18 protein-coding genes are annotated in these 18,559 nt (G+C 70.9%); 5 read left to right on the top strand and 13 right to left on the bottom strand.

Going from position 1 to position 18,559, the window contains the following annotated elements:
* The first annotated feature begins 20 nt into the window (after positions 1 to 20).
* Positions 21 to 350, top strand: coding sequence for a carboxymuconolactone decarboxylase family protein (locus tag ACTJKO_RS03450; RefSeq protein WP_440685680.1), 330 nt, complete (start codon positions 21 to 23; stop codon positions 348 to 350).
* Here ACTJKO_RS03450 and ACTJKO_RS03445 read toward each other — a convergent pair.
* Positions 341 to 1,243: a helix-turn-helix transcriptional regulator gene (locus ACTJKO_RS03445; RefSeq protein WP_440685678.1), complete on the bottom strand. Its 903-nt coding sequence runs from the start codon at positions 1,241 to 1,243 to the stop codon at positions 341 to 343. The genes ACTJKO_RS03450 and ACTJKO_RS03445 overlap by 10 nt on opposite strands.
* Positions 1,244 to 1,659: 416 nt before the next feature.
* Positions 1,660 to 2,427: an SDR family NAD(P)-dependent oxidoreductase gene (locus tag ACTJKO_RS03440; protein WP_440685676.1), complete on the bottom strand. Its 768-nt coding sequence runs from the start codon at positions 2,425 to 2,427 to the stop codon at positions 1,660 to 1,662.
* Between the two features lie 158 nt (positions 2,428 to 2,585).
* Here ACTJKO_RS03440 and alr point away from each other — a divergent pair, with 158 nt between their 5' ends.
* A complete protein-coding gene (gene alr / locus ACTJKO_RS03435) occupies positions 2,586 to 3,758 on the top strand; it encodes an alanine racemase (protein WP_440685674.1) in 1,173 nt (390 codons plus the stop codon).
* Entirely contained in the window at positions 3,751 to 4,734 is a 984-nt protein-coding gene (locus ACTJKO_RS03430; RefSeq protein WP_440685672.1) for a D-alanine--D-alanine ligase family protein, read from the top strand. Before alr ends, ACTJKO_RS03430 begins: the two co-directional genes overlap by 8 nt.
* A 12-nt stretch (positions 4,735 to 4,746) precedes the next feature.
* Here the strand turns inward: ACTJKO_RS03430 and ACTJKO_RS03425 are convergent, their stop codons facing one another.
* The 5 genes from ACTJKO_RS03425 to ACTJKO_RS03405 form a co-directional block, all read right to left on the bottom strand.
* Positions 4,747 to 4,923 carry a hypothetical protein gene (locus ACTJKO_RS03425; RefSeq protein ID WP_440685670.1) on the bottom strand — a complete coding sequence of 59 codons (177 nt, stop codon included), beginning with the start codon at positions 4,921 to 4,923 and terminating at the stop codon, positions 4,747 to 4,749.
* A gap of 109 nt (positions 4,924 to 5,032) precedes the next feature.
* On the bottom strand, positions 5,033 to 5,344 hold the full coding sequence (locus ACTJKO_RS03420; protein WP_440685668.1) for a DUF4190 domain-containing protein: 312 nt from the start codon (positions 5,342 to 5,344) through the stop codon (positions 5,033 to 5,035).
* Positions 5,345 to 5,465: 121 nt separating this feature from the next.
* Complete coding sequence (locus tag ACTJKO_RS03415) at positions 5,466 to 7,832, bottom strand: ATP-binding cassette domain-containing protein (protein ID WP_440685667.1); 2,367 nt, start codon at positions 7,830 to 7,832, stop codon at positions 5,466 to 5,468.
* A gap of 39 nt (positions 7,833 to 7,871) precedes the next feature.
* Positions 7,872 to 8,327 carry an NUDIX hydrolase gene (locus ACTJKO_RS03410; RefSeq protein ID WP_440685666.1) on the bottom strand — a complete coding sequence of 152 codons (456 nt, stop codon included), beginning with the start codon at positions 8,325 to 8,327 and terminating at the stop codon, positions 7,872 to 7,874.
* Between the two features lie 28 nt (positions 8,328 to 8,355).
* Positions 8,356 to 9,126 carry an SDR family oxidoreductase gene (locus ACTJKO_RS03405; protein WP_440685664.1) on the bottom strand — a complete coding sequence of 257 codons (771 nt, stop codon included), beginning with the start codon at positions 9,124 to 9,126 and terminating at the stop codon, positions 8,356 to 8,358.
* A gap of 154 nt (positions 9,127 to 9,280) precedes the next feature.
* Here ACTJKO_RS03405 and ACTJKO_RS03400 point away from each other — a divergent pair, with 154 nt between their 5' ends.
* Positions 9,281 to 9,754, top strand: coding sequence for an NfeD family protein (locus ACTJKO_RS03400; RefSeq protein ID WP_440685663.1), 474 nt, complete (start codon positions 9,281 to 9,283; stop codon positions 9,752 to 9,754).
* Positions 9,751 to 10,917: an SPFH domain-containing protein gene (locus ACTJKO_RS03395; protein ID WP_440685661.1), complete on the top strand. Its 1,167-nt coding sequence runs from the start codon at positions 9,751 to 9,753 to the stop codon at positions 10,915 to 10,917. The genes ACTJKO_RS03400 and ACTJKO_RS03395 overlap by 4 nt, the downstream gene beginning before the upstream one ends.
* A 61-nt stretch (positions 10,918 to 10,978) precedes the next feature.
* On the opposite strand, the gene ACTJKO_RS03390 is transcribed toward ACTJKO_RS03395, so the two are convergent.
* From ACTJKO_RS03390 to ACTJKO_RS03365, 6 genes are all read right to left on the bottom strand, one after another.
* Positions 10,979 to 11,329 (bottom strand): RNA polymerase-binding protein RbpA, encoded by a 351-nt coding sequence (locus ACTJKO_RS03390; RefSeq protein WP_440685659.1) that lies wholly within the window; start codon positions 11,327 to 11,329, stop codon positions 10,979 to 10,981.
* A 104-nt stretch (positions 11,330 to 11,433) separates the two neighbouring features.
* On the bottom strand, positions 11,434 to 13,014 hold the full coding sequence (lnt, locus tag ACTJKO_RS03385; RefSeq protein ID WP_440685657.1) for an apolipoprotein N-acyltransferase: 1,581 nt from the start codon (positions 13,012 to 13,014) through the stop codon (positions 11,434 to 11,436).
* 95 nt (positions 13,015 to 13,109) lie between these two features.
* On the bottom strand, positions 13,110 to 15,554 hold the full coding sequence (locus ACTJKO_RS03380) for a DEAD/DEAH box helicase (protein WP_440685655.1): 2,445 nt from the start codon (positions 15,552 to 15,554) through the stop codon (positions 13,110 to 13,112).
* Positions 15,551 to 16,303: a twin-arginine translocase subunit TatC gene (gene tatC / locus ACTJKO_RS03375; protein WP_440685924.1), complete on the bottom strand. Its 753-nt coding sequence runs from the start codon at positions 16,301 to 16,303 to the stop codon at positions 15,551 to 15,553. The genes ACTJKO_RS03380 and tatC overlap by 4 nt, the downstream gene beginning before the upstream one ends.
* A gap of 195 nt (positions 16,304 to 16,498) precedes the next feature.
* Entirely contained in the window at positions 16,499 to 17,467 is a 969-nt protein-coding gene (locus ACTJKO_RS03370; RefSeq protein WP_440685653.1) for a helix-turn-helix transcriptional regulator, read from the bottom strand.
* The gene (locus ACTJKO_RS03365) at positions 17,460 to 18,479 is read right to left on the bottom strand and encodes a helix-turn-helix transcriptional regulator (RefSeq protein ID WP_440685651.1); all 1,020 of its coding nucleotides are present in this window, start codon (positions 18,477 to 18,479) and stop codon (positions 17,460 to 17,462) included. The genes ACTJKO_RS03370 and ACTJKO_RS03365 overlap by 8 nt, the downstream gene beginning before the upstream one ends.
* Positions 18,480 to 18,559: the final 80 nt, after the last annotated feature.

The following is an 18,559-nucleotide window of genomic DNA, read 5'->3' as shown; positions in this document are numbered from 1 at the left end:
GCAATCCAGGAGGAGATCCCATGACTGAGCAGCAACGACAGGTCGGCGGCGGCCGGGCGATGTTCGGTGACTTCGCGCCGAAGCTCGCCGAACTCACCGACGACGTCCTGTTCGACGACCTCTGGAACCGTGCTGAGCTCCCTGCGCGGGACCGGAGCCTCATCACTGTCGCGGTCCTCACCGCCGGCGGTCACGCCGACCAGCTCCGCTTCCACCTCGGCCGCGCCGTCGAGAACGGCGTCACGCAGCGGGAACTGATCGAAGCGATCACTCACGTCACCCTTTACGCAGGCTGGCCGAACGGGATGGCCGCGATGGGCGTCGCCAAGGACCTCTTCGGTCAGGACTGACCAGCGGCGCTCCGCGTCGCACTGTTCGACGGTTCCCGCTCGTGTTCCTTGGTCGCGGTCCAGCTCGCCAGCAGCCGGAGCGACTCCTCAGTCTCGGAGCCGGGCTCGGCCGAGTAGACGAGGAAGTTGAGGCCGGACTCGGCCATGGGTTCCATCGCTTCGTAGACCAGATGCAGGTCCCCCACCACCGGGTGCCGGAAGTACTTGTTACCGTGCCCGTGGTGGCGGACGTTGTGCGCTCCCCACCGGGTCCGGAACTCCTCGCTCACCGTCGACAGTTCCCCGATCAGGCTCTGCAGCTCCGCGTCGTGCGGGTTGCGGCCGGCCTCGGCGCGGAGGATCCCGACGTTGATGTCCGCAGCACCATCCCAGTTCGGGTAGAACGCTCGAGACTGCTCCTGCTGCAGGAACGTGAACCGCGCCAGGTTCACCGGCCGCCCCTGACGCTCGTACATGTCCCAGTACAGACCGCGGAACAGCTGGTTCTCGGCAATGACGTCCATGCGTCCGTTCCGCACGAACGCCGGGCCGGCGGTGAACCCGTCCAACGCCCACTGCATGCCGGCACGCGCCAGCCGCTGCGGCGCCGTGCGGCGCTTCCGGACCGGAGACGCGTTCGCTTCACGCGCGAGGTCGAACAGGTGCTCGCGCTCGGCATCGTCGAGCAGCAACGCGTCGGCGATCGAGGCCAGGACCGCGTCCGAAGCACCGATCAGGTCCCCGCGCTCGAGTTTGGCGTAGTACTCCACGCTCACGCCCGCGAGCATCGCCACCTCAGCACGACGCAGCCCCGGGACACGACGACCAGGACCGCCCGGCAGCTCCACCTGCTCCGGCGTCACCCGGGCTCGCCGAGACACCAGGAAGTCCTTCACCTCGTCCTTGTTCTGCATGCAGACACAGTAGGACGGAAGACCAACGGCAGAGGCGTTCACTCAGAGCACCTCACGGGCTTTCACCCCGACCGGCACCCTGTCACCCTCGACATGCACTTGTGGCGGTCAGCTGTCGGGGCCCCCACCGGGGTGTGCCAGTGCGGCGAGCTGGCGGATCCGGTTTTCTGATACGGATCCAGGTGCGGCGGTGTCGCCGGTGTTGCCCTGCTCGCCGTGGATGGTCCGCGCGTAGCCGAGCTGGGTGTGCTCGTCGACGACGCGTTTCGGTCGCTGACGAACTCGGTGGCGTACTCCCCCACGGACGTCATCACGTTGTCGGCGCGAGGCGCTGATGGGCTCCGAGTCGGCGGCCGCGTTCGTCATCGCCCGTGCGGTGTCCCTCCTGGGCAGATCGACGCTGAGCGGAAGCGACGTCAGAGGCCCACGCTCCCCTGTGAAATACCACCGTCGATCGTCACCGTGGTGCTGGTCATGTACGCCGCACGACCCGAGGCGAGGAACACCACGACCTCGGCGATCTCCTTCGGTTCGGCGAGACGACCGAGTGGGATGGCTCGGTCGAGTTCCTGGAGCTTCTCCGGGTCGGACGTCGTCGCCGTGTTGATCGGGGTGTCGACCGCGCCCGGCGCGATGTTCACGATGCGGATGCCGTGAGGTCCGAGTTCCACGCCGCCGCTGCGCGCGAGCATCCGCATCCCGCCCTTCGACACGCAGTAGGCGAGGTTGCCCGGCATCGGCCAGTCCTCGTGCACGCTCGAGATGTTGAGCACGATCCCACCGTCGCCCTGAGCGATGAACTGCTTGGCCGCGAACTGCGTCGCGAAGAACGCGCTCTTCATGTTCACGGCCATGACCCGGTCGTAGCCCTCCTCGGTCTCCTCGAGCAGCGACTTGCGGTCCTCCATGCCGGCGTTGTTGACGAGCGCGTCGAGCCGGCCGTAGGTGTCGACGGCAGTCTGGATCATCTTCCGGAGGTCGTCCGCGCGGGTGATGTCCGCGTCCACGCCGACGGCCTTGCCACCGGCCTGTTCGATCTTCGCGATGAGGGCGTCCGTCGCTTCGGGGTGCGCGACGTAGTCGATGACGATGTTCGCGCCCTCGGCGGCCGCTTCGAGACAGATCTGCTCGCCGATGCCGCTGTTGCCGCCGGTGACGACGATGGTCTTCCCGTCGAGGAGCATGGGGGTCCTTCCGCTGGAGTGGTGGGGCTGCTGCGGTTGTACCACCGCGCCGCACTCCCCCACCCAGACTGCTGACCCCGCCGCGCGGAGGACGCGTCGTCATCCGCTGGTCTCGGTGTGGTTCGTCCCGGTGGCTCGTCCCCTCATCCGCAGGACCGATGCCCGGCACGAGCCCGTCCGGGACGCTGGACGACGTGCAGCAGAGCCCGTCCGTCCCCCACCTCGTCGTCCACGACGACGCCATCCGCGCGAACACGTCGCTGTTCGCCGACCGAACCGGTGGGCGCCTGATGGCGGTGCTCAAGGCCGACGGCTTCGGCCACGGTGCGATCGCCCGGTCGGTCGTCGACGCCGGCGCGACGTCGGTCGGGGTGACGTCGATCGAGGAAGCACTCGCGGTGCGGGCGGCCGGCGTGGACGTCCCCGTGCTCAGCTGGCTCAACCCCGTCGACGCCGACTTCGAGGGCGCGCTGCTCGCCGACGTCGACCTCGCGGTGTCCGGGCTCGAACTGCTCAGCGCCGTCAGCCGCGCCGCACAGAGCACCGGAAGGCGGGCTCGGGTCCACCTGCACGTCGACGTCGGGATGGCCCGGGACGGTGCCGCGCCCGACACCTGGCCCGCCCTGTGCGCGGCCGCCCGGGAACTCGAATCGCGTGGGACGCTGCGGGTCGTCGGGGTGATGGGCCACATGTCCTGCGCGGACCACCCGGACGACCCGCAGAACGTCCGCGAACGGCTCCTGTTCGACAACGCCGTCCGCACCGCGCGTCGTCGCGGTCTGGCCCGCTTCGCGACGCACCTCGCCGCGACCGCAGCGACGATCACGGGTGTCGGGGGCACGCACGACGTGCACCGCATCGGCGCGGGGCTGTTCGGCATCGACCCGTCGGGCACGTCCGACGACCTCCAGCCCACACTCTCGTTGACGGCACCGGTCGTGGCCACCCGCGCGGTCGGACGCGGCACGGGCGTCGGCTACGGCCTCGACCACGTGGCCGATCGCCCGACGAACCTCGCACTGCTCCCCCTCGGCTACGGCGACGGACTGCCCCGGGCGGCGTCGGGCCGCGCCGAGGTGCAGGTGCGCGGTCGCCGCCGCCCGCTCGTCGGCAGGTTCTCGATGGACATGGTCGTCGTCGACACGGGCGAGGACCGGCTCGGACTCGGCGAGACCGTCACGCTGTTCGGACGCGGGGACGAGGGAGCACCGACCGTCCGCGACTGGGCGCACTGGTCGGACACCATCGAACACGAGATCGTCACCCGGATCGGCACGCGTGTCGCCCGGGTCCACCGCACCGTCGAGACCCCGGAGGTCACCCGTGCCTGAGCACTCCCCTGCCCCTGCTCCCCGTCGCATCGCCGTGCTCGGAGGCGGCGTGAACGACGAGCACGACGTCTCCCTGGCGTCCGCCGCGGCGGTCACACGGGCCGTCGTCGCGCTCGGACTGGAGGCCGTGCCCCTCACCGTCGACCGGACGGGCGCCTGGCGCGGAACCGACGGAACGGCGCTGTCCGCGTCGGAGGCCGTCGGTCTGCTGACCGACTGTGACGCTGCGGTGCCGGTGTTCCACGGCGTGCACGGCGAGGACGGTGCCGCCGCGGGACTCCTCACCATGATCGGCGTGCCGGTCGTCGGTTCCCCCGTCCGTGCCGGTGCACTCGGCATCGACAAGTGGGTGACGAAGACGATCGCCGAGTCCGTCGGCGTCCCCACGGCCCGCTCGGTGCTCGTCCGCGCCGGACACGAGGCCGGGGTAGGCCTCCCCCTCCCGACGCCGTTCGTGGTGAAACCGACGACCGGCGGGTCGAGCAACGGGGTGTCCGTGGTCCGGGCGGCAGACGACTACCCGTCCGCCCTCGCGCTCGCACGCTCGGCGGGCGACGACGTCCTGGCCGAGCGCTTCGTCACGGGCCGCGAGGTGGACATCGCCGTCTTCCGCGACCGGTCCGGAGCGCTCCGCTGCGGAGCGCCCCTCGAGATCGGGGTCGATGACGGCGACGTGTTCGGGCGGACCGAGAAGTACGACGGCACGGCACGGTTCACGGTGCCCGCGGTGCTCTCGGACGCCGAGGTCACGGCGATCACCGACGCGGCCCGGACGCTCTACGAGGTGCTCGGCTGCGCGGGGGTGGCGCGCTTCGACTTCTTCGTCACCGGCGGGGGCGTCGTGCTCAACGAGGTGAACACCACGCCCGGCTTCACCGAGCAGTCCCAGGTGCCCCGGATGTTCGAGGCGGTCGGACTGCCGTACGTCGCACTCGTGCGGGAGTTGCTCGACGCGGCGCTCCGCCCGGCCGTCTGAACCGGCGCCCGATCAGGAGTCCGCGTCGGCCTGCGGGTCCTCGCCGTCGGTGGGCACGTCGTCCGCGTCGATCTCGAGCGCGGCCTGTTCGTCGTCGCGCTCCTCGAGCGTCTCGCGATCGGTGTCCGGCTGCTCCGGCTCCTCGCTCTGGGTGGTCTCCTCGGCAGGGTCTGGCTGGCTGTACGTCATGACGGCGACGGTACGCGCGCCGGCCTGGGCGGACGTCCGACGGCTGGAAGAGCAGACGGGAGGCGCGTGGCGATGCCGCCACGCGCCTCCCCTCCTGCTCGTGGTGCGGTCAGCTGTTGAGCGCGTTCGCCGCGATGATGCCGCCGATGATCATCATGATGATGGCGACGACGATCGCGATGACGCTCAGCACGATGCCGGCGAGCACCATGCCGCGGCTCCCCACGGCACGACGGCGGGCGACGATGCCGAGGACCAGGCCGACGATGCCGGCGATGAGGCCGACGATCGAGAACAGGAACGCGAACACGACTCCGACGATGCCGAGGACGAGCGAGCCGACGGCGAGACCGTTGCCGCCGGTCCGTGCAGGCGTGCCACCGGCGGGGTTCTCAGCGGGCGGGTATCCGTTGGTGGACATGGGGAGAGCTCCTTCGGTCGGGACGCGCACCGGACGACCGGGTAGCCGCCATCGAGCGTCGCTCAGGATGCTAGACCGATCCCTCAGCGCGTGTTCAGGTCTGCGTCGTCCCGGACGGGGTTCAGGCGCCGACGTACGCCGCGAGGTGCTCGCCCGTCAACGTCGCGCGTGCGGCGACCAGCTCCGCCGGCGTCCCCTCGAACACGACGCGCCCACCGTCGTGCCCCGCTCCCGGACCGAGGTCGATGATCCAGTCGGCACGGGCCATGACGGCCTGGTGGTGCTCGATGACGACGACGGTCCGGCCGCCGTCGACGAGTCGGTCGAGCAGTGCGAGCAACTGATCGACGTCGGCGAGGTGCAACCCCGTCGTCGGTTCGTCGAGCACGATGGTGCCGCCCCGCTCGCCGAGGTGGGTGGCGAGCTTGAGGCGCTGCCGTTCACCGCCCGACAACGTCGTCAGCGGCTGGCCGATCGTCAGGTAGCCCAGGCCCACGTCGACCAGACGAGCGAGGATCGCTTCTGCAGCGGGGATGCGCGACTCCCCCGCCGTGAAGAACTCCCGCGCCTCGGCGACCGGCATCGCGAGGACCTCGCTGATGTCCTTGCCGTCGAGCCGGTACTCCAGCACGGACTGGTCGAAGCGTTTCCCACCGCACTCGGCGCACACGGTGGCGATGCCGGCCATCATGCCGAGGTCGGTGTACACCACGCCTGCGCCGTTGCACGCCGGACACGCGCCCTCGGAGTTGGCGCTGAACAGCGCCGGCTTCACGCCGTTCGTCTTCGCGAACGCCTTGCGGATGGGCTCGAGCAGACCGGTGTACGTCGCTGGATTGCTCCGCCGTGATCCGCGGATCGCGCCCTGGTCGATGGCCACGACGTCGTCGCGGGACGCGAGCGATCCGTGCACGAGGGTGCTCTTGCCCGAGCCGGCGACGCCCGTGACGACCGTGAGCACGCCGGTCGGCACGTCCACGTCGATCCCCTGCAGGTTGTGGGCGCGCGCGCCGCGGATCTCGACGACGCCCGTGCGTTCCCGGACCACCGGCTTGACGGAGACCCGGTCGTCGAGGTGCACGCCCGTCACGGTGCCGCTCGTCCGGAGCCCCTCGACGGTGCCCTCGTAGCAGACGGTGCCGCCCGAACGCCCGGCACCGGGACCGAGGTCGACGACGTGGTCGGCGATGGCGATGACCTCGGGCTTGTGCTCCACGACCAGCACGGTGTTGCCCTTGTCGCGGAGCCGCAGGAGCAGCCGGTTCATCCGCTCGACGTCATGGGGGTGCAACCCGGTGCTCGGTTCGTCGAACACGTACGTGACGTCGCTCAGGGACGAGCCGAGGTGCTTCACCATCTTGACCCGTTGACCCTCCCCGCCGGAGAGGGTCCCTGTGGCCCGGTCCAGCGACAGGTACCCGAGCCCGATCTCGACGAAGGAGTCCACGGCCGCACGGAGCCCGTCCAGCAGGGGCCCGACGCTCGGCTCGTCGAGCTCGTGCAGCCACGCAGCGAGGTCGGTGATCTGCATGCCGCAGACGTCGGCGATGCTCTTGCCCGCGATCGTCGACGAACGCGCCGTGGCGTTCAACCGCGTGCCGTCGCACGCCGGGCAGGTGGTGAAGGTCACCGCAAGGTCGACGAAGGCACGGATGTGCGGTTGCATCGCCTCCCGGTCCTTCTGCAGGAACGAACGGCGGAACCGGAGGACGAGCCCCTCGTACGTCATGTTGATGCCGGCGATCTTCTGCTTCGTCGGCTCGCGGTACAGGAAGTCGGCACGCTCGGCGTCGGTGAAGTCGCGGATCGGGGTGTGCTTGTCGACGTACCCGGACTCGGCGAACATGCGCACGTTCCAGCCGTCCGAGCCGTACCCCGGGATCGTGATCGCGCCGTCGGCGAGGGACTTCGTCTCGTCGAACAGCTGCGTGAGGTCGATGTCCGTGACGGTGCCGCGTCCCTCGCAGTCGGCGCACATACCGCCGAGCCGCGAGAACGAGACCCGTTCGGCCTTCGCGTCCTTGCCCTTCTGCACCGTGATCGCGCCGCCCGCCGTCACGGTGGCGAGGTTGAACGAGAAGGCGTTCGGGCCGCCCACGTGCGGCGTCCCGAGTCGGCTGAACAGCACCCGGAGCATCGCGTTCGCATCGGTCACCGTTCCCACGGTCGAGCGCGGGTCAGCTCCGATCCGCTCCTGGTCGACGACGATCGCGGTCGTCAGACCGTCGAGCACGTCGACGTCCGGCCGCGCGAGCGAGGGCATGAACCCCTGCACGAACGCGCTGTACGTCTCGTTGATCATCCGCTGCGACTCCGCCGCGATCGTCGCGAACACGAGTGAGCTCTTGCCGGACCCGGACACGCCCGTGAAGACCGTCAGACGTCGTTTCGGGAGGTCGACGTCGACGTCCCGGAGGTTGTGCTCGCGCGCGCCGCGGACGCGGATCCGGTCGTGGCTGTCCGCTGCGTGCTCGTCGGTGACGTGCATGTCGACCAGCGTACCGGTCGCCCTCCGACGGCAGCGGGCTCAGGGGGCCGCGTGACGCCGCACCAGCTCCGGGAGCTCCGCCGGTTCGAACTGCTCGTCGGTGGCGTCGAGCTCGTCGGCGGTCCACCAGCGGGACTGCAGGATGTCGACCCGCTCGTCGTCCGTCCACTCCGCGTCGGACAGCACGAACCCGGGCGTCCGGACCACGTAGAACTCCGCGTGACCGCGATCGTGGTCGGCGAGGTCCCACTCGACGTCGAAGTCCCACGACCAGACCGGCGCGCCGGGGTCGTCGATCACGATCCCTGTTTCCTCACGGAGCTCGCGGATCGCCGCGTCGCGGTGGTCCTCCCCCGGGTCGACGCCGCCACCGGGGGTGATCCAGCGGTGTGCGCCGTCCGAGGAGGGCGACTTCGTGTCCATGAGGAACACCCGCCCGTCGGGGTCGAGCAGGATGATCCGGGAGGTGCGGCGCAGGCCGGGCTTCGCAGTCACCCGACCGACGCTACCGCCCCGCTCGGCATCAGGACTGCGAGCCGGTGAACTCCGAGACGTCACCCACGAGCTTGGTGTGGTCGGCCGGGATCGGCTCGATCGCCGCCAGGGCGATCTCGGCCGCGAACTCGGACACGCTGTAGAGCTTGCCGACGGCCTCGCGACGACCCTCGATCGCACCCGGGTTGAGACGGTTGAGGAGCGTGGCCGTGATCGTGCCCTCGATCATGTCGCCCGAGACCACGACGAACTCGATGCCGGCCGCCTCGAGCTGCGGGATGAGCTCACGGAGGGCGAGTTCGCCCGCCCGCTTGCTCTTCGCGACCGGGATGTACTCGTCCATCGTCTCGGCGGTCTCGACGAAGTGCGCCTGGTGGCTGGTCACGAAGACGACGCGGGACCCCGCCGGCATGTGCGGGACGGCCGTCCGGAGCATGTCGACCTGGGCGTCGCGGTTGAGCCGCAGCGCGTAGTCCTCGCCGAGGCCGGACTCCATGCCGCCCGAGGCGTTCAGCACGAGGAGGTCGATGCCGCCCCACTCCTGCACGACGGTGTCGACCATGGCCTGCACGGAGTCGTGGTCGGTGAGGTCGGCGCCGACGGCCAGGGCCGATCCGCCCGCGGCGACGATCTTCTCGGCGATCTGCTCGGCGCGCTTGGCCTTGTTCCGGTAGTTCACGACGACCTTGGCGCCGGCCTCGGCCAGGTAGCCGACCGTGTCCGCGCCGATGCCGCGGGACGAACCCGTGACGAGTGCGCGCTTGTCGGCGAGGGATCCGGGGGCGAGGGGGTTGCTCACAGTCGTGTTCTCCAGGTCTGCTTCGGCGGGTCGGCCGCCGTCGAGCCTACCAACCAGCCGAGCGCCGGCCGTGCGGACTTGATATGTTGAACCGAGTTGGACCGGCCGTCGCGACGCAGCGAGCAGCCGCGCGCGACCGAGGGAGGGAGATCGCGTGAACGGGATCGATTGGATCCAGGGCATCGTCTGGATCGGACTGGTGCTCGTGCTGGGCGTGGTCGAGATCTTCACCCTCGACTTCGTCTTCATCATGCTCGCGGCCGGCGCTGCGGGCGGCCTCGTCGCGGCCCTGCTCGGCGCGCCGTGGTGGCTGTCGGCCATCGTCGCCGCCGCCGTGGCCCTGCTCCTACTCTCCGTCGTGCGTCCCCGACTGCTCACGACACTCGGGCGGAACGCCGACCCGCACCGCACCAACGTCGAGGGGCTGATCGGCCTCCCGGGCACCGTCGCCGTCGCCTTCACCCCGTCCGCCCCCGGGCAGGTCCGGCTGGCGAACGGCGAGACCTGGAGCGCGCGCCTCACCGCCGACGCCACCGACCGCACACCGCCGCTCGGGACCCACGTGGTCGTCGAGTCGATCGAGGGGTCGACGGCCGTCGTCCGCCTCGGAGAAAGGGCCACCTCGTGACCATCTCAGCCGGGACGATCGCACTGCTCGTCCTCATCCTCGTCGTCGTCATCTTCGTGATCGTCGTCCTGTCCCGTGCGATCCGCATCGTGCCGCAGGCGACGGCGGGGATCGTCGAGCGGCTCGGCAAGTACCACAAGACCCTCAGCCCCGGGTTGAACCTCCTGGTGCCGTTCATCGACCGGCTCCGGCCGCTCCTCGACATGCGCGAACAGGTCGTCTCCTTCCCGCCGCAGCCCGTCATCACCGAGGACAACCTGGTGGTGTCGATCGACACGGTCGTCTACTTCCAGGTGACCGACGCCCGCGCGGCGACCTACGAGATCGCGAACTACCTCGGCGCGGTCGAGCAGCTCACCACGACCACGCTCCGCAACGTCGTGGGCGGCCTGAACCTCGAAGAGGCCCTGACGAGCCGCGACAACATCAACGGCCAGCTGCGCGTCGTGCTCGACGAGGCGACGGGCAAGTGGGGCATCCGCGTCGGCCGCGTCGAGCTGAAGGCCATCGAGCCGCCCGTGTCGATCCAGGACGCGATGGAGCAGCAGCTCCGTGCGGAACGGAGCCGGCGCGCCGCGATCCTGCAGGCCGAGGGGACGAAGCAGTCACAGATCCTCGAAGCCGAGGGGCAGCGCCAGGCGGCCATCCTCGCCGCCGAGGGTGACGCCAAGGCCCAGGTCCTCCGGGCCGAGGGCGAGGCGCAGGCCATCGCGACGGTGTTCGACGCGATCCACACCGGCGACCCGGACGAGAAGCTCCTCTCGTACCAGTACCTGCAGACGCTCCCGAAGATCGCCGAGGGCACCGCGAACAAGGTGTGGATGATCCCGAGCGAGTTCACCGAGGCGTTGTCGGGCATCGCGAAGGGCTTCACGACCGCACGCTCCGGTGGCGCCCCCACCGCCGGCGGCGCAGCGGGGAGCGACTTCCTCTCCCGGATCTCGAAGCTCGCGAGCGAGAGCCTCGCGGGCACGGCCGCGACCGACGCGGCGTCCGGTTCGGCCCCGCGTCCGGATGCCACGGCGGCGGACATCGTCCCCGAGTCGGAACTCGACGAGCGTCTGGCCGAGTCGAACCGCAGCGTCGACGAGCACCTCGCCGCCAGCGACGAGGCCGCGCGGGACGAACTCGGCGACGACGAGCCGGACACCGCCCAGCGCTGACCGGCCCACACGACGACGCCCGCCCCGGGATCCCGGGGCGGGCGTCGTGTCGGTCGCGGTGTCAGGCGCCGCGTCGGGCGCGGAGGAACGCCAGGCGCTCCTCGAGGAGTTCCTCGAGCTCTTCGCGTGAGCGGCGCTCGAGCAGCATGTCCCAGTGGGTCCGGGGTGCCTTCACGTCCTCCTCGGCGACCTCGACGGGGATGCCGTCGTCGCCGAGCAGCCGTCCTTCGCGGCCGGAGCGGGGGTCCGCCCAGCTCTGCGGCACGTCCGCCTCGGCGGCGAACACGACGTCGAACGTCTCGCCCGAGTCCGTCTGGTAGACCGCGCGCTTGCGGTCGGAGAGCTCGACGCCCTCCTCGCTCTGGAGACTCTGGCTCCCGAGCCGCATCCCGCGGAGACTCCGATCAGCCATGTGTGTGCTCCTCTCGCTCGTCTGCCCTCCTCAACACTGTCCCACGCACCATCAATCCCGGTCCGGCGCATTCACAGTCCGTTCCCAGTGGGCGGCCGCAGGGGTCAGGAGCGGCGGCGACCACCGGTGCGGCGTGCCCACGGCGCGCAGGCGAGGAGGGTGAGCAGACCGCCGAGTGCGAGCACCAGCGTGATCGCCCCCGACGCGACCGTCGCCGGCGTCGTGGACGTCCCGAGCGGGACGTCGGTGATCATCGACGTCGCCGTGTAGGCCGGCACCCGGTCGATCGTCCGACCGCTCGGGTCGATGACCTGCGAGGCCCCGACCGTCGAGATGTTCACGAGCGACCGCCCCGTCTCGATCGCCCGCATCCGTGCGATCTCGAGCTGTTGGAGGTTCTCGTCGGTGCCGTCGAAGTCGGCGTTGTTCGTCTGCGCGAGGATGACCTGCGCTCCCCCGCGCGCCATGTCGGCCGTGAGTCCGTCGTCGACGATGTCGAAGCAGATCGCGATGCCCGCCCTGATGCCCGCGACCGGGAGCACGTTCGGCTTCGTCCCCGGCGTGTAGTCGCGTTGCAGCAGCCCGACGAGCGACGGCGCGAGCTTCGAGAAGAACCAGCGGTCGGGCACGTACTCGCCGAACGGCACGGGTCGCTTCTTGTCGTAGGACGAGCGCCACCCGTCCGCCGTCCACACGAACGACGTGTTGTGGAGCACGCCCGACGACGTCTGGGTGATGGCACCGGCGACGAGCGGCGCGCCGACCGCGTCGACGACCGAGTCGAGCGCCGAGGCGATGACCGGCTGCTGCCGGGGGTCGAACTCGGCGGACGCCTCGGGCCACACCACGAGGTCGACCCCCTTCGCGTCGACGTCGGTCGCGGCGACCTGCGCGTTGAGGACCTCTCCGGGCGACGCCCCGTCGAAGTACCCGGCGGGTCCGTTCCCCTGCACCGACTCGATGCGGACCGTGCCGTGCGTGGCGGTCGGCCAGGCGGGGACCGCGAGCACCGCCGCCACGAGCAGGCCGGCCGTGGCCACGCGGACCGGGACGCGGAACGCCGCACCGGGAAGCCTCGGCACGACCAGCGCGAGGGACAGCACGACCGCCGTGCAGTAGACGACCACGAACGTCAGCCCGAGCACACCCACGTACGCGGCGAGGTGGGCGAACGGCCCTTGGGACTGGGACAGGCCGATGCGTCCCCAGGCGAACCCGCCGTACGGCCAGCTCCCGGAGAACCACTCACGGCCCGTCCACAGCGCCGCGACGACGGCCGGGAGGCCCCACACCCGTCCGGCGGTCGAGTGCACGACGCGCGCGACCCACCGGTACCCGAGCGCGATCGCGACGCTGCCGAGGGCGAAGAACGCCGCCTCGAACAGCGCGAGCGCGAGCCACGGGACGGGCCCGAGGTAGCGCCCGGCCCAGGAGATGGCCGGGATCCAGAACGCGGCGCCCGAGACGTACCCGAGCCACGCGGCCCGCCGGGCACGCTGCCCCATCGCGGCGAGCAGCATGCAGGCGAGCGCCGGGTAGGCGAGGAACCACCAGCCGGGCGACGGGAACGACAGGGCGAGGAGCACGCCGCCGATGACCGCGAGCGGGAGCGCCCGGGCGAGTGGCAGCGCCGCGAAGTCCGGACGCCATCCGCCGAGCGCGACACCGCCCCGGTCGTCGCGCATCGCCGGAGGTCGGGGTGTCCCGACGGGGCGTCTCGGGGTGGAGTCGGCGTCTCGCGGACGCACGGAGGACTCGGGAAGCTGCACCGCGCCTCCCGTCAGACCGTCGCGTACGCGACGATGCCGCGCCGGACCGCGTCCGTCGCCCGACGAGCGGTCTGCGCGAGGTCCTCGTCGCCGGCGTTCCGGATCTGGTCGAGCAGGTCGATCACCTGCTTCGACCAGCGGACGAAGTCACCCGCGGGCAGGTCGAGCGTCCGCAGCACGTCGTCGAGCGCGGAGCCGGACGCCCACCGGAACATGCCGACCGCCATCGCGGGCGTCGGCGGTTGGGACCCGGCGAGCCGCGCGTCGCGCTCGATGTCGTCGAGTCGGGACCAGATCGTGAGGGTCTCGTCGAGCGCCGGGCGGAACGCACCGCGGGGCAGTGCGTGCTCCGTGCCGGGCGCGTCCTCTCGCCGGGGCTGGTAGACGATCGTCGCGGCCATCGCTGCGAGCTGCGCCGCGGTGAGGTCCTTCCAGACGCCCGCCTCGAGGCACTCGGCGACGAGCAGGTCCCGCTCGCCGTAGATGCGCTGCAGTCGTCGACCACCGGCGGCGACCGTCGCCTCGCCGTTGCCCGTGTCGACGAGGTACCCGAGCTGGAGCAGGACGTCCGTGACACGGTCGAACGTCGTCGCGACCGCGCCGGTCCGGGAGCGGATCTGCTGCACCAGCTTGTCGTTCGCCCGCTTGAGCTTGTACCAGCGCTCCGCCCAGCGGGCGTGGGCCTCGCGGTCGGGGCAGGCGTGGCAGGGGTGGCGCTGCATCCGCCGGCGGACGTCGGTGATCGCCGCCTGGCGTTCGGCGCGTGCGCCGTGCGACGCCTCGCGGCCGCCGGGGACGTTCGAGCGTTCGAGGTCGGAGAGCTCACGGCGGAGCGCCGCGTACTCGGTGAAGTCGCCGAGGTGGCACTGCATCGCCTGGGCGTACCCGTCGAGGGACTCCTGCTGCGACCGCACCTTGCGCGCGAGGTCGACGACGGACCGGTCCGCCTGGAACTGGGCGAACGAGGTCTCGAGGACCTCGCGCGTGCGCTGCCGGCCGAACTGGTCGATGAGGTTCACGGCCATGTTGTAGGTCGGCTTGAAGGAGGAGTTCAGCGGGTACGTCCGACGGCTCGCCAGCGATGCCACGGCCTGCGGGTCGAGCCCGTCGGACCACTGGATGACCGAGTGGCCCTCGACGTCGATGCCGCGCCGCCCGGCACGACCCGTGAGCTGGGTGTACTCCCCCGGCGTGATCGGCACGCGCGCCTCGCCGTTGAACTTCTCGAGCTTCTCGAGCACCACCGTCCGCGCGGGCATGTTCACGCCGAGCGCGAGGGTCTCGGTCGCGAACACCACCTTGAGGAGCTTGCGCTGGAAGAGGTCCTCGACGACCTCCTTGAAGGCGGGCAGGAGCCCGGCGTGGTGCGCGGCGACGCCCCGCTCGAGGCCTTCGAGCCACTCCCAGTAGCCCAGGACGGCGAGGTCCTCGTCGAGCAGCGTGCGGCAGTGGTACTCCGCGGTCTCACGGATCTCGTTGCGCTCGTCGCTCGTCGTGAGGGACAACCCGGAGCGCAGCACGTTGCGGACGCCCTGGTCGCACCCGGCGCGGCTGAACACGAAGAAGATCGCCGGCAGCAGCATCCGCTCGTCGAGCATCTGCGCGATGCGCTCCCGGTGGAGCTTCTCGGTGCGGGGACCCCGGCGCTCCGGGTAGCCGCCCCGTCCGCGCCGCCCGCGGTGACCGCCGCCGTGCCGTTCGCTCCGGGAGGCACCACCGACCAGGCGCAGCAGTTCCGGGTTCACCCGGTTCGTCGCAGCCGCGCCGCTCGAGTCGAACAGGTCGACCAGCTTGGAGCCGACGAGCACGTGCTGCTCCAGCGGCACCGGACGGTCCTCGGACACGATGACGTCGGTGTCGCCGCGCACGGTCTGCAACCAGTCGCCGAACTCCTCTGCGTTGGAGACCGTCGCGCTGAGCGACACCAGTCGGACCTCGGTCGGGAGGTGCAGGATGACCTCTTCCCAGACGGCGCCCCGGAAGCGGTCCGCGAGGTAGTGCACCTCGTCGAGGACCACCCACGCCAGGTCGTCGAGCAGGTCGGAGTCCGCGTAGATCATGTTGCGGAGCACCTCGGTGGTCATCACCACCACGCGCGCCCGCGGGTTCACGTTCGTGTCGCCGGTGAGGAGCCCGACCTCCGACTCGCCGTACACGTCCACCAGCTCGGAGTACTTCTGGTTGCTCAGGGCCTTCATCGGCGTCGTGTAGAACACCTTCGCCGTCGGCTGGCGCATCGCGAGCCAGATCGCGAACTCGGCCACGATCGTCTTGCCGGCACCGGTCGGCGCCGCGACCAGGACGCTGCGGCCCTGGTCGAGGGCGTCGCACGCCGCGAACTGGAACGGGTCGAGGTCGAAGCGCAGGTCCGACCGGAACAGTTCGAGGTTGCGCGAACGGTTGCGGATCTTCGCCGCCTGGAACCGCTCGGCTGCGCTGGGTCCGGCGGAGGTCACAGGCCGTACTCTTCGTCGAGCTTCGCCTGACGCTTCGCCACCCGCCGGTCGTGGAACCACGTCACCGCACACGCCCCGACGTAGAGCACGATCATCGGCACCGCGAGCAGGAACATCGAGATGACGTCGGCGCTCGGGGTCACGATCGCGCAGAACACCAGGATGCAGAGGATCGCCACCCGCCACGACTTGATGATCGACGACGCCGACAGCACCCCCACGAAGTTGAGGAGCACCAGGAACACCGGCAGCACGAACGCGACGCCGACCGCGACGATGAGCTTGATGACGAAGTCGTAGTACGCCTTCGCGTCGACGATCGAGGTGTCCTGGGAGGACACGAAGCTGCCGAGGATCCCCACGACGTGCGGCAGGATGTACCACCCGAACCAGCACCCTGCGAAGAACAGCGGGATGGCCGTGCCGAGGAACCCGAAGACGTACTGCTTCTCGCGCCGGACCAGCGCCGGGACGATGAACGCCCAGATCTGGTACAGCCACACCGGGCTGGAGATGACGATGCCGATCGTGATCGCGATCTGCAGGCGGAGGTCGAACGCGCCCGTGATCATCGGGAAGTTCAGCTCGGCCGTGTGCCCGCCGACCTTCGCGAGCTGGGCGACCGGGGCACGGAGCGAGTCCAGCACGAACGGGGTGAGGAACCACCCGCCGACCGCGCACACCGCGACCGCGATGACCGCCTTGAACAGACGGTTCCGCAGCTCGATGAGGTGCTGCCCGAGCGACATGCGGCCTTCGGCGTCCTTCGTCGGACGGCCGGTCCGCCTCGCTCGCCCGCGCGCGGTCGTCGAAGCCATGCACCGATCCTACGGGGTCGGGACCGACAGTCGACCGCGAGTCCGCGGGTCGCCGTACGGAGACGGGAGGCGCGGGGCGGGCTGGCAGCGCGCCTCCCGTCCGCCGACCGGTGCGGCGGGGCGGCGTCAATCGGCGAGGGCAGCGGCGGCGAAGTCGCGGACCGCCGCGCGGGCCGCCGGCGGGTCGAGCACCACGGCGCGCCCCGGCAGACCGGCCACGAGCCGCACCACCCCGTCGAACCCGTTCGAGGCGGCGAGTCGGATACGAACCCGGCCGTCGTCGTCCGGGGCGTCCGCGGTGTCGGCGAGGAAGTCCGCGACGAGCGGCAACGACGAGGAGTCCAGCTCGACCGTGACGATGACGTCCTCGGCCGCCTGCTGGAACAGCGTGTCCGGGATCACGACGTCGTCGATCGACTTCTCGGCCGGACGCTCGTCGACCCGCACGCCGGACATCCGGTCGAGGCGGAACGTGCGGAGGGCCTGTCGGTCGAGGTCCCAGGCGCGGAGGTACCAGTCCGTGTCGATGGACTCCACGCGCAACGGGTCGACGCGGCGCGCACCGCCCTGGGTGCGGGGTCCGGCGTACTCGAACGCGAGGCCACGACCCTCGGCCATCGCCCGTCGGATCGTGGCGAGGGCGACGTCGTGGAGGTCCTGGCCGACGGCCACGTTCGCCGCCGCTCCCCCGGCACCCCGGGACAGCTTGGCCATGAGCGCACGGATGGCGTCGCGGTCGGCGGCCTCGGGCAGCGCGGAGAGGTACTGCAGTCCGGCGATCAGCGCCGATGCCTCGCGGGCGGAGAGCCGGGGCGAGTCGTCGATGGCGACGAGGTTGGTCAGGACGATCATGTCGTTCTGGTCGAAGTCGTCCCAGGCGATGTCGAAGAGGTCACCGTGCTGGTACTGCATGGTCTCACCGGGGACGCCCGAGACGGCGATCAGCTCGACCGCCCGGCGGATGCGCGCCTCGGGGACGCCGAAGTGCCGCGCTGCCTCGGCCACCGACACGCGTTCGCGGTCGATGAGGTACGGGACGAGGGCGAGCAGGAATGCGAGCTTGTCCTGCGCCTGGAGCGGTTGCTGCTCAGCCACGCGTGTCTCCCTCGTGGTCGGCGACGAGCGCTCGGAGACGCTCGGTGACGCGGTCGCGGAGGTCGTCGGGCTCGAGGACTCGGACTTCGGGACCGAACGCCGCGAGTTCCTCGGCGAGGATCTGCGGGTCGACGTGGTGGAGCACGAGCACGCCGTCCTCGTCCGTCTCGGTGTCGCGACGACGCGCGAGCCGACGTTCGGCGTCCGAGCCGGGGCGGACACGGATGCGAGCGGTCCTGGTGGCCCAGATCCGCTCGAGTTCGGCGAGGGCTCGTTCGCCGGCACCGGCGGGCGCCGGGTGCTGACCGACCTCGTACGGGGTGACGGGCCCGACGATCCGGGACAGCAGGTAGTTCTTGTCGGTCGCGGTCGCGAACTCGTGGGCGGCGAGCATCCAGCGGCCGCCGTGCTGCACGAGTGCGAGCGGCGCGACCGCACGGCGGCGAGGCTCGTGCTGGCCGGGGGTGATGTAGTCGAACCGGACGGCGGCAGCCCGGTCGAGCGCGGCCCGGAGCGGCTCGAACGCAGCGTCGCGCGCGCGCAGACGCGGCGCGTAGGCGTCCACGCCGAGGGAGCCCACACCGTCGTCCTCGGAGCCGGCCGAGCGCACCTTCAGCAGACCGCGACGTGACTCCGCCGACAGTGCGCCCTCACGCCAGGCCATCGCCGCGAGGGACAGCAGCGCGGATTCGTCCGGGGTGAAGCGCACGTCGACGGGGAGGTCGTACTCGCCCTTCGGGATCCGGTACCGGAGCGTCTGGTTGTTCCCCGCTGCACCGGGGGTCTCGATGGTCTCGAGCGGGATCCCGAGCTCGCGGACGTCGTCCTTGTCACGCTCGAACTGGCGTTCCAGCGAGGCGTTGTCCCCGCCGTTCGTGAACCGTTGCCGGTACCCCTGGACGTTCGCGAGGATCTCGGACTTCGTCAGCCCCGACTCCGTCGAGAGCAGCGCGAGGACCAGGCTGAACAGCCGTTCCTCGGCAGGCACACGGGGCACACGGGTCGCTGGCACGAGCCGATCCTACGGCAGCGGGGGGGGGGGGGGGGGGAGGAGGGGGAGGAGCGGGGGGGGGGGGGGGGGGGGGGGGGGGG

The sequence above is a fragment of the Curtobacterium sp. 22159 genome, assembly GCF_052045775.1.
In the GTDB taxonomy this organism is placed as follows: domain Bacteria; phylum Actinomycetota; class Actinomycetes; order Actinomycetales; family Microbacteriaceae; genus Curtobacterium.
This window is presented reverse-complemented; position numbering and strand designations above follow the sequence as displayed.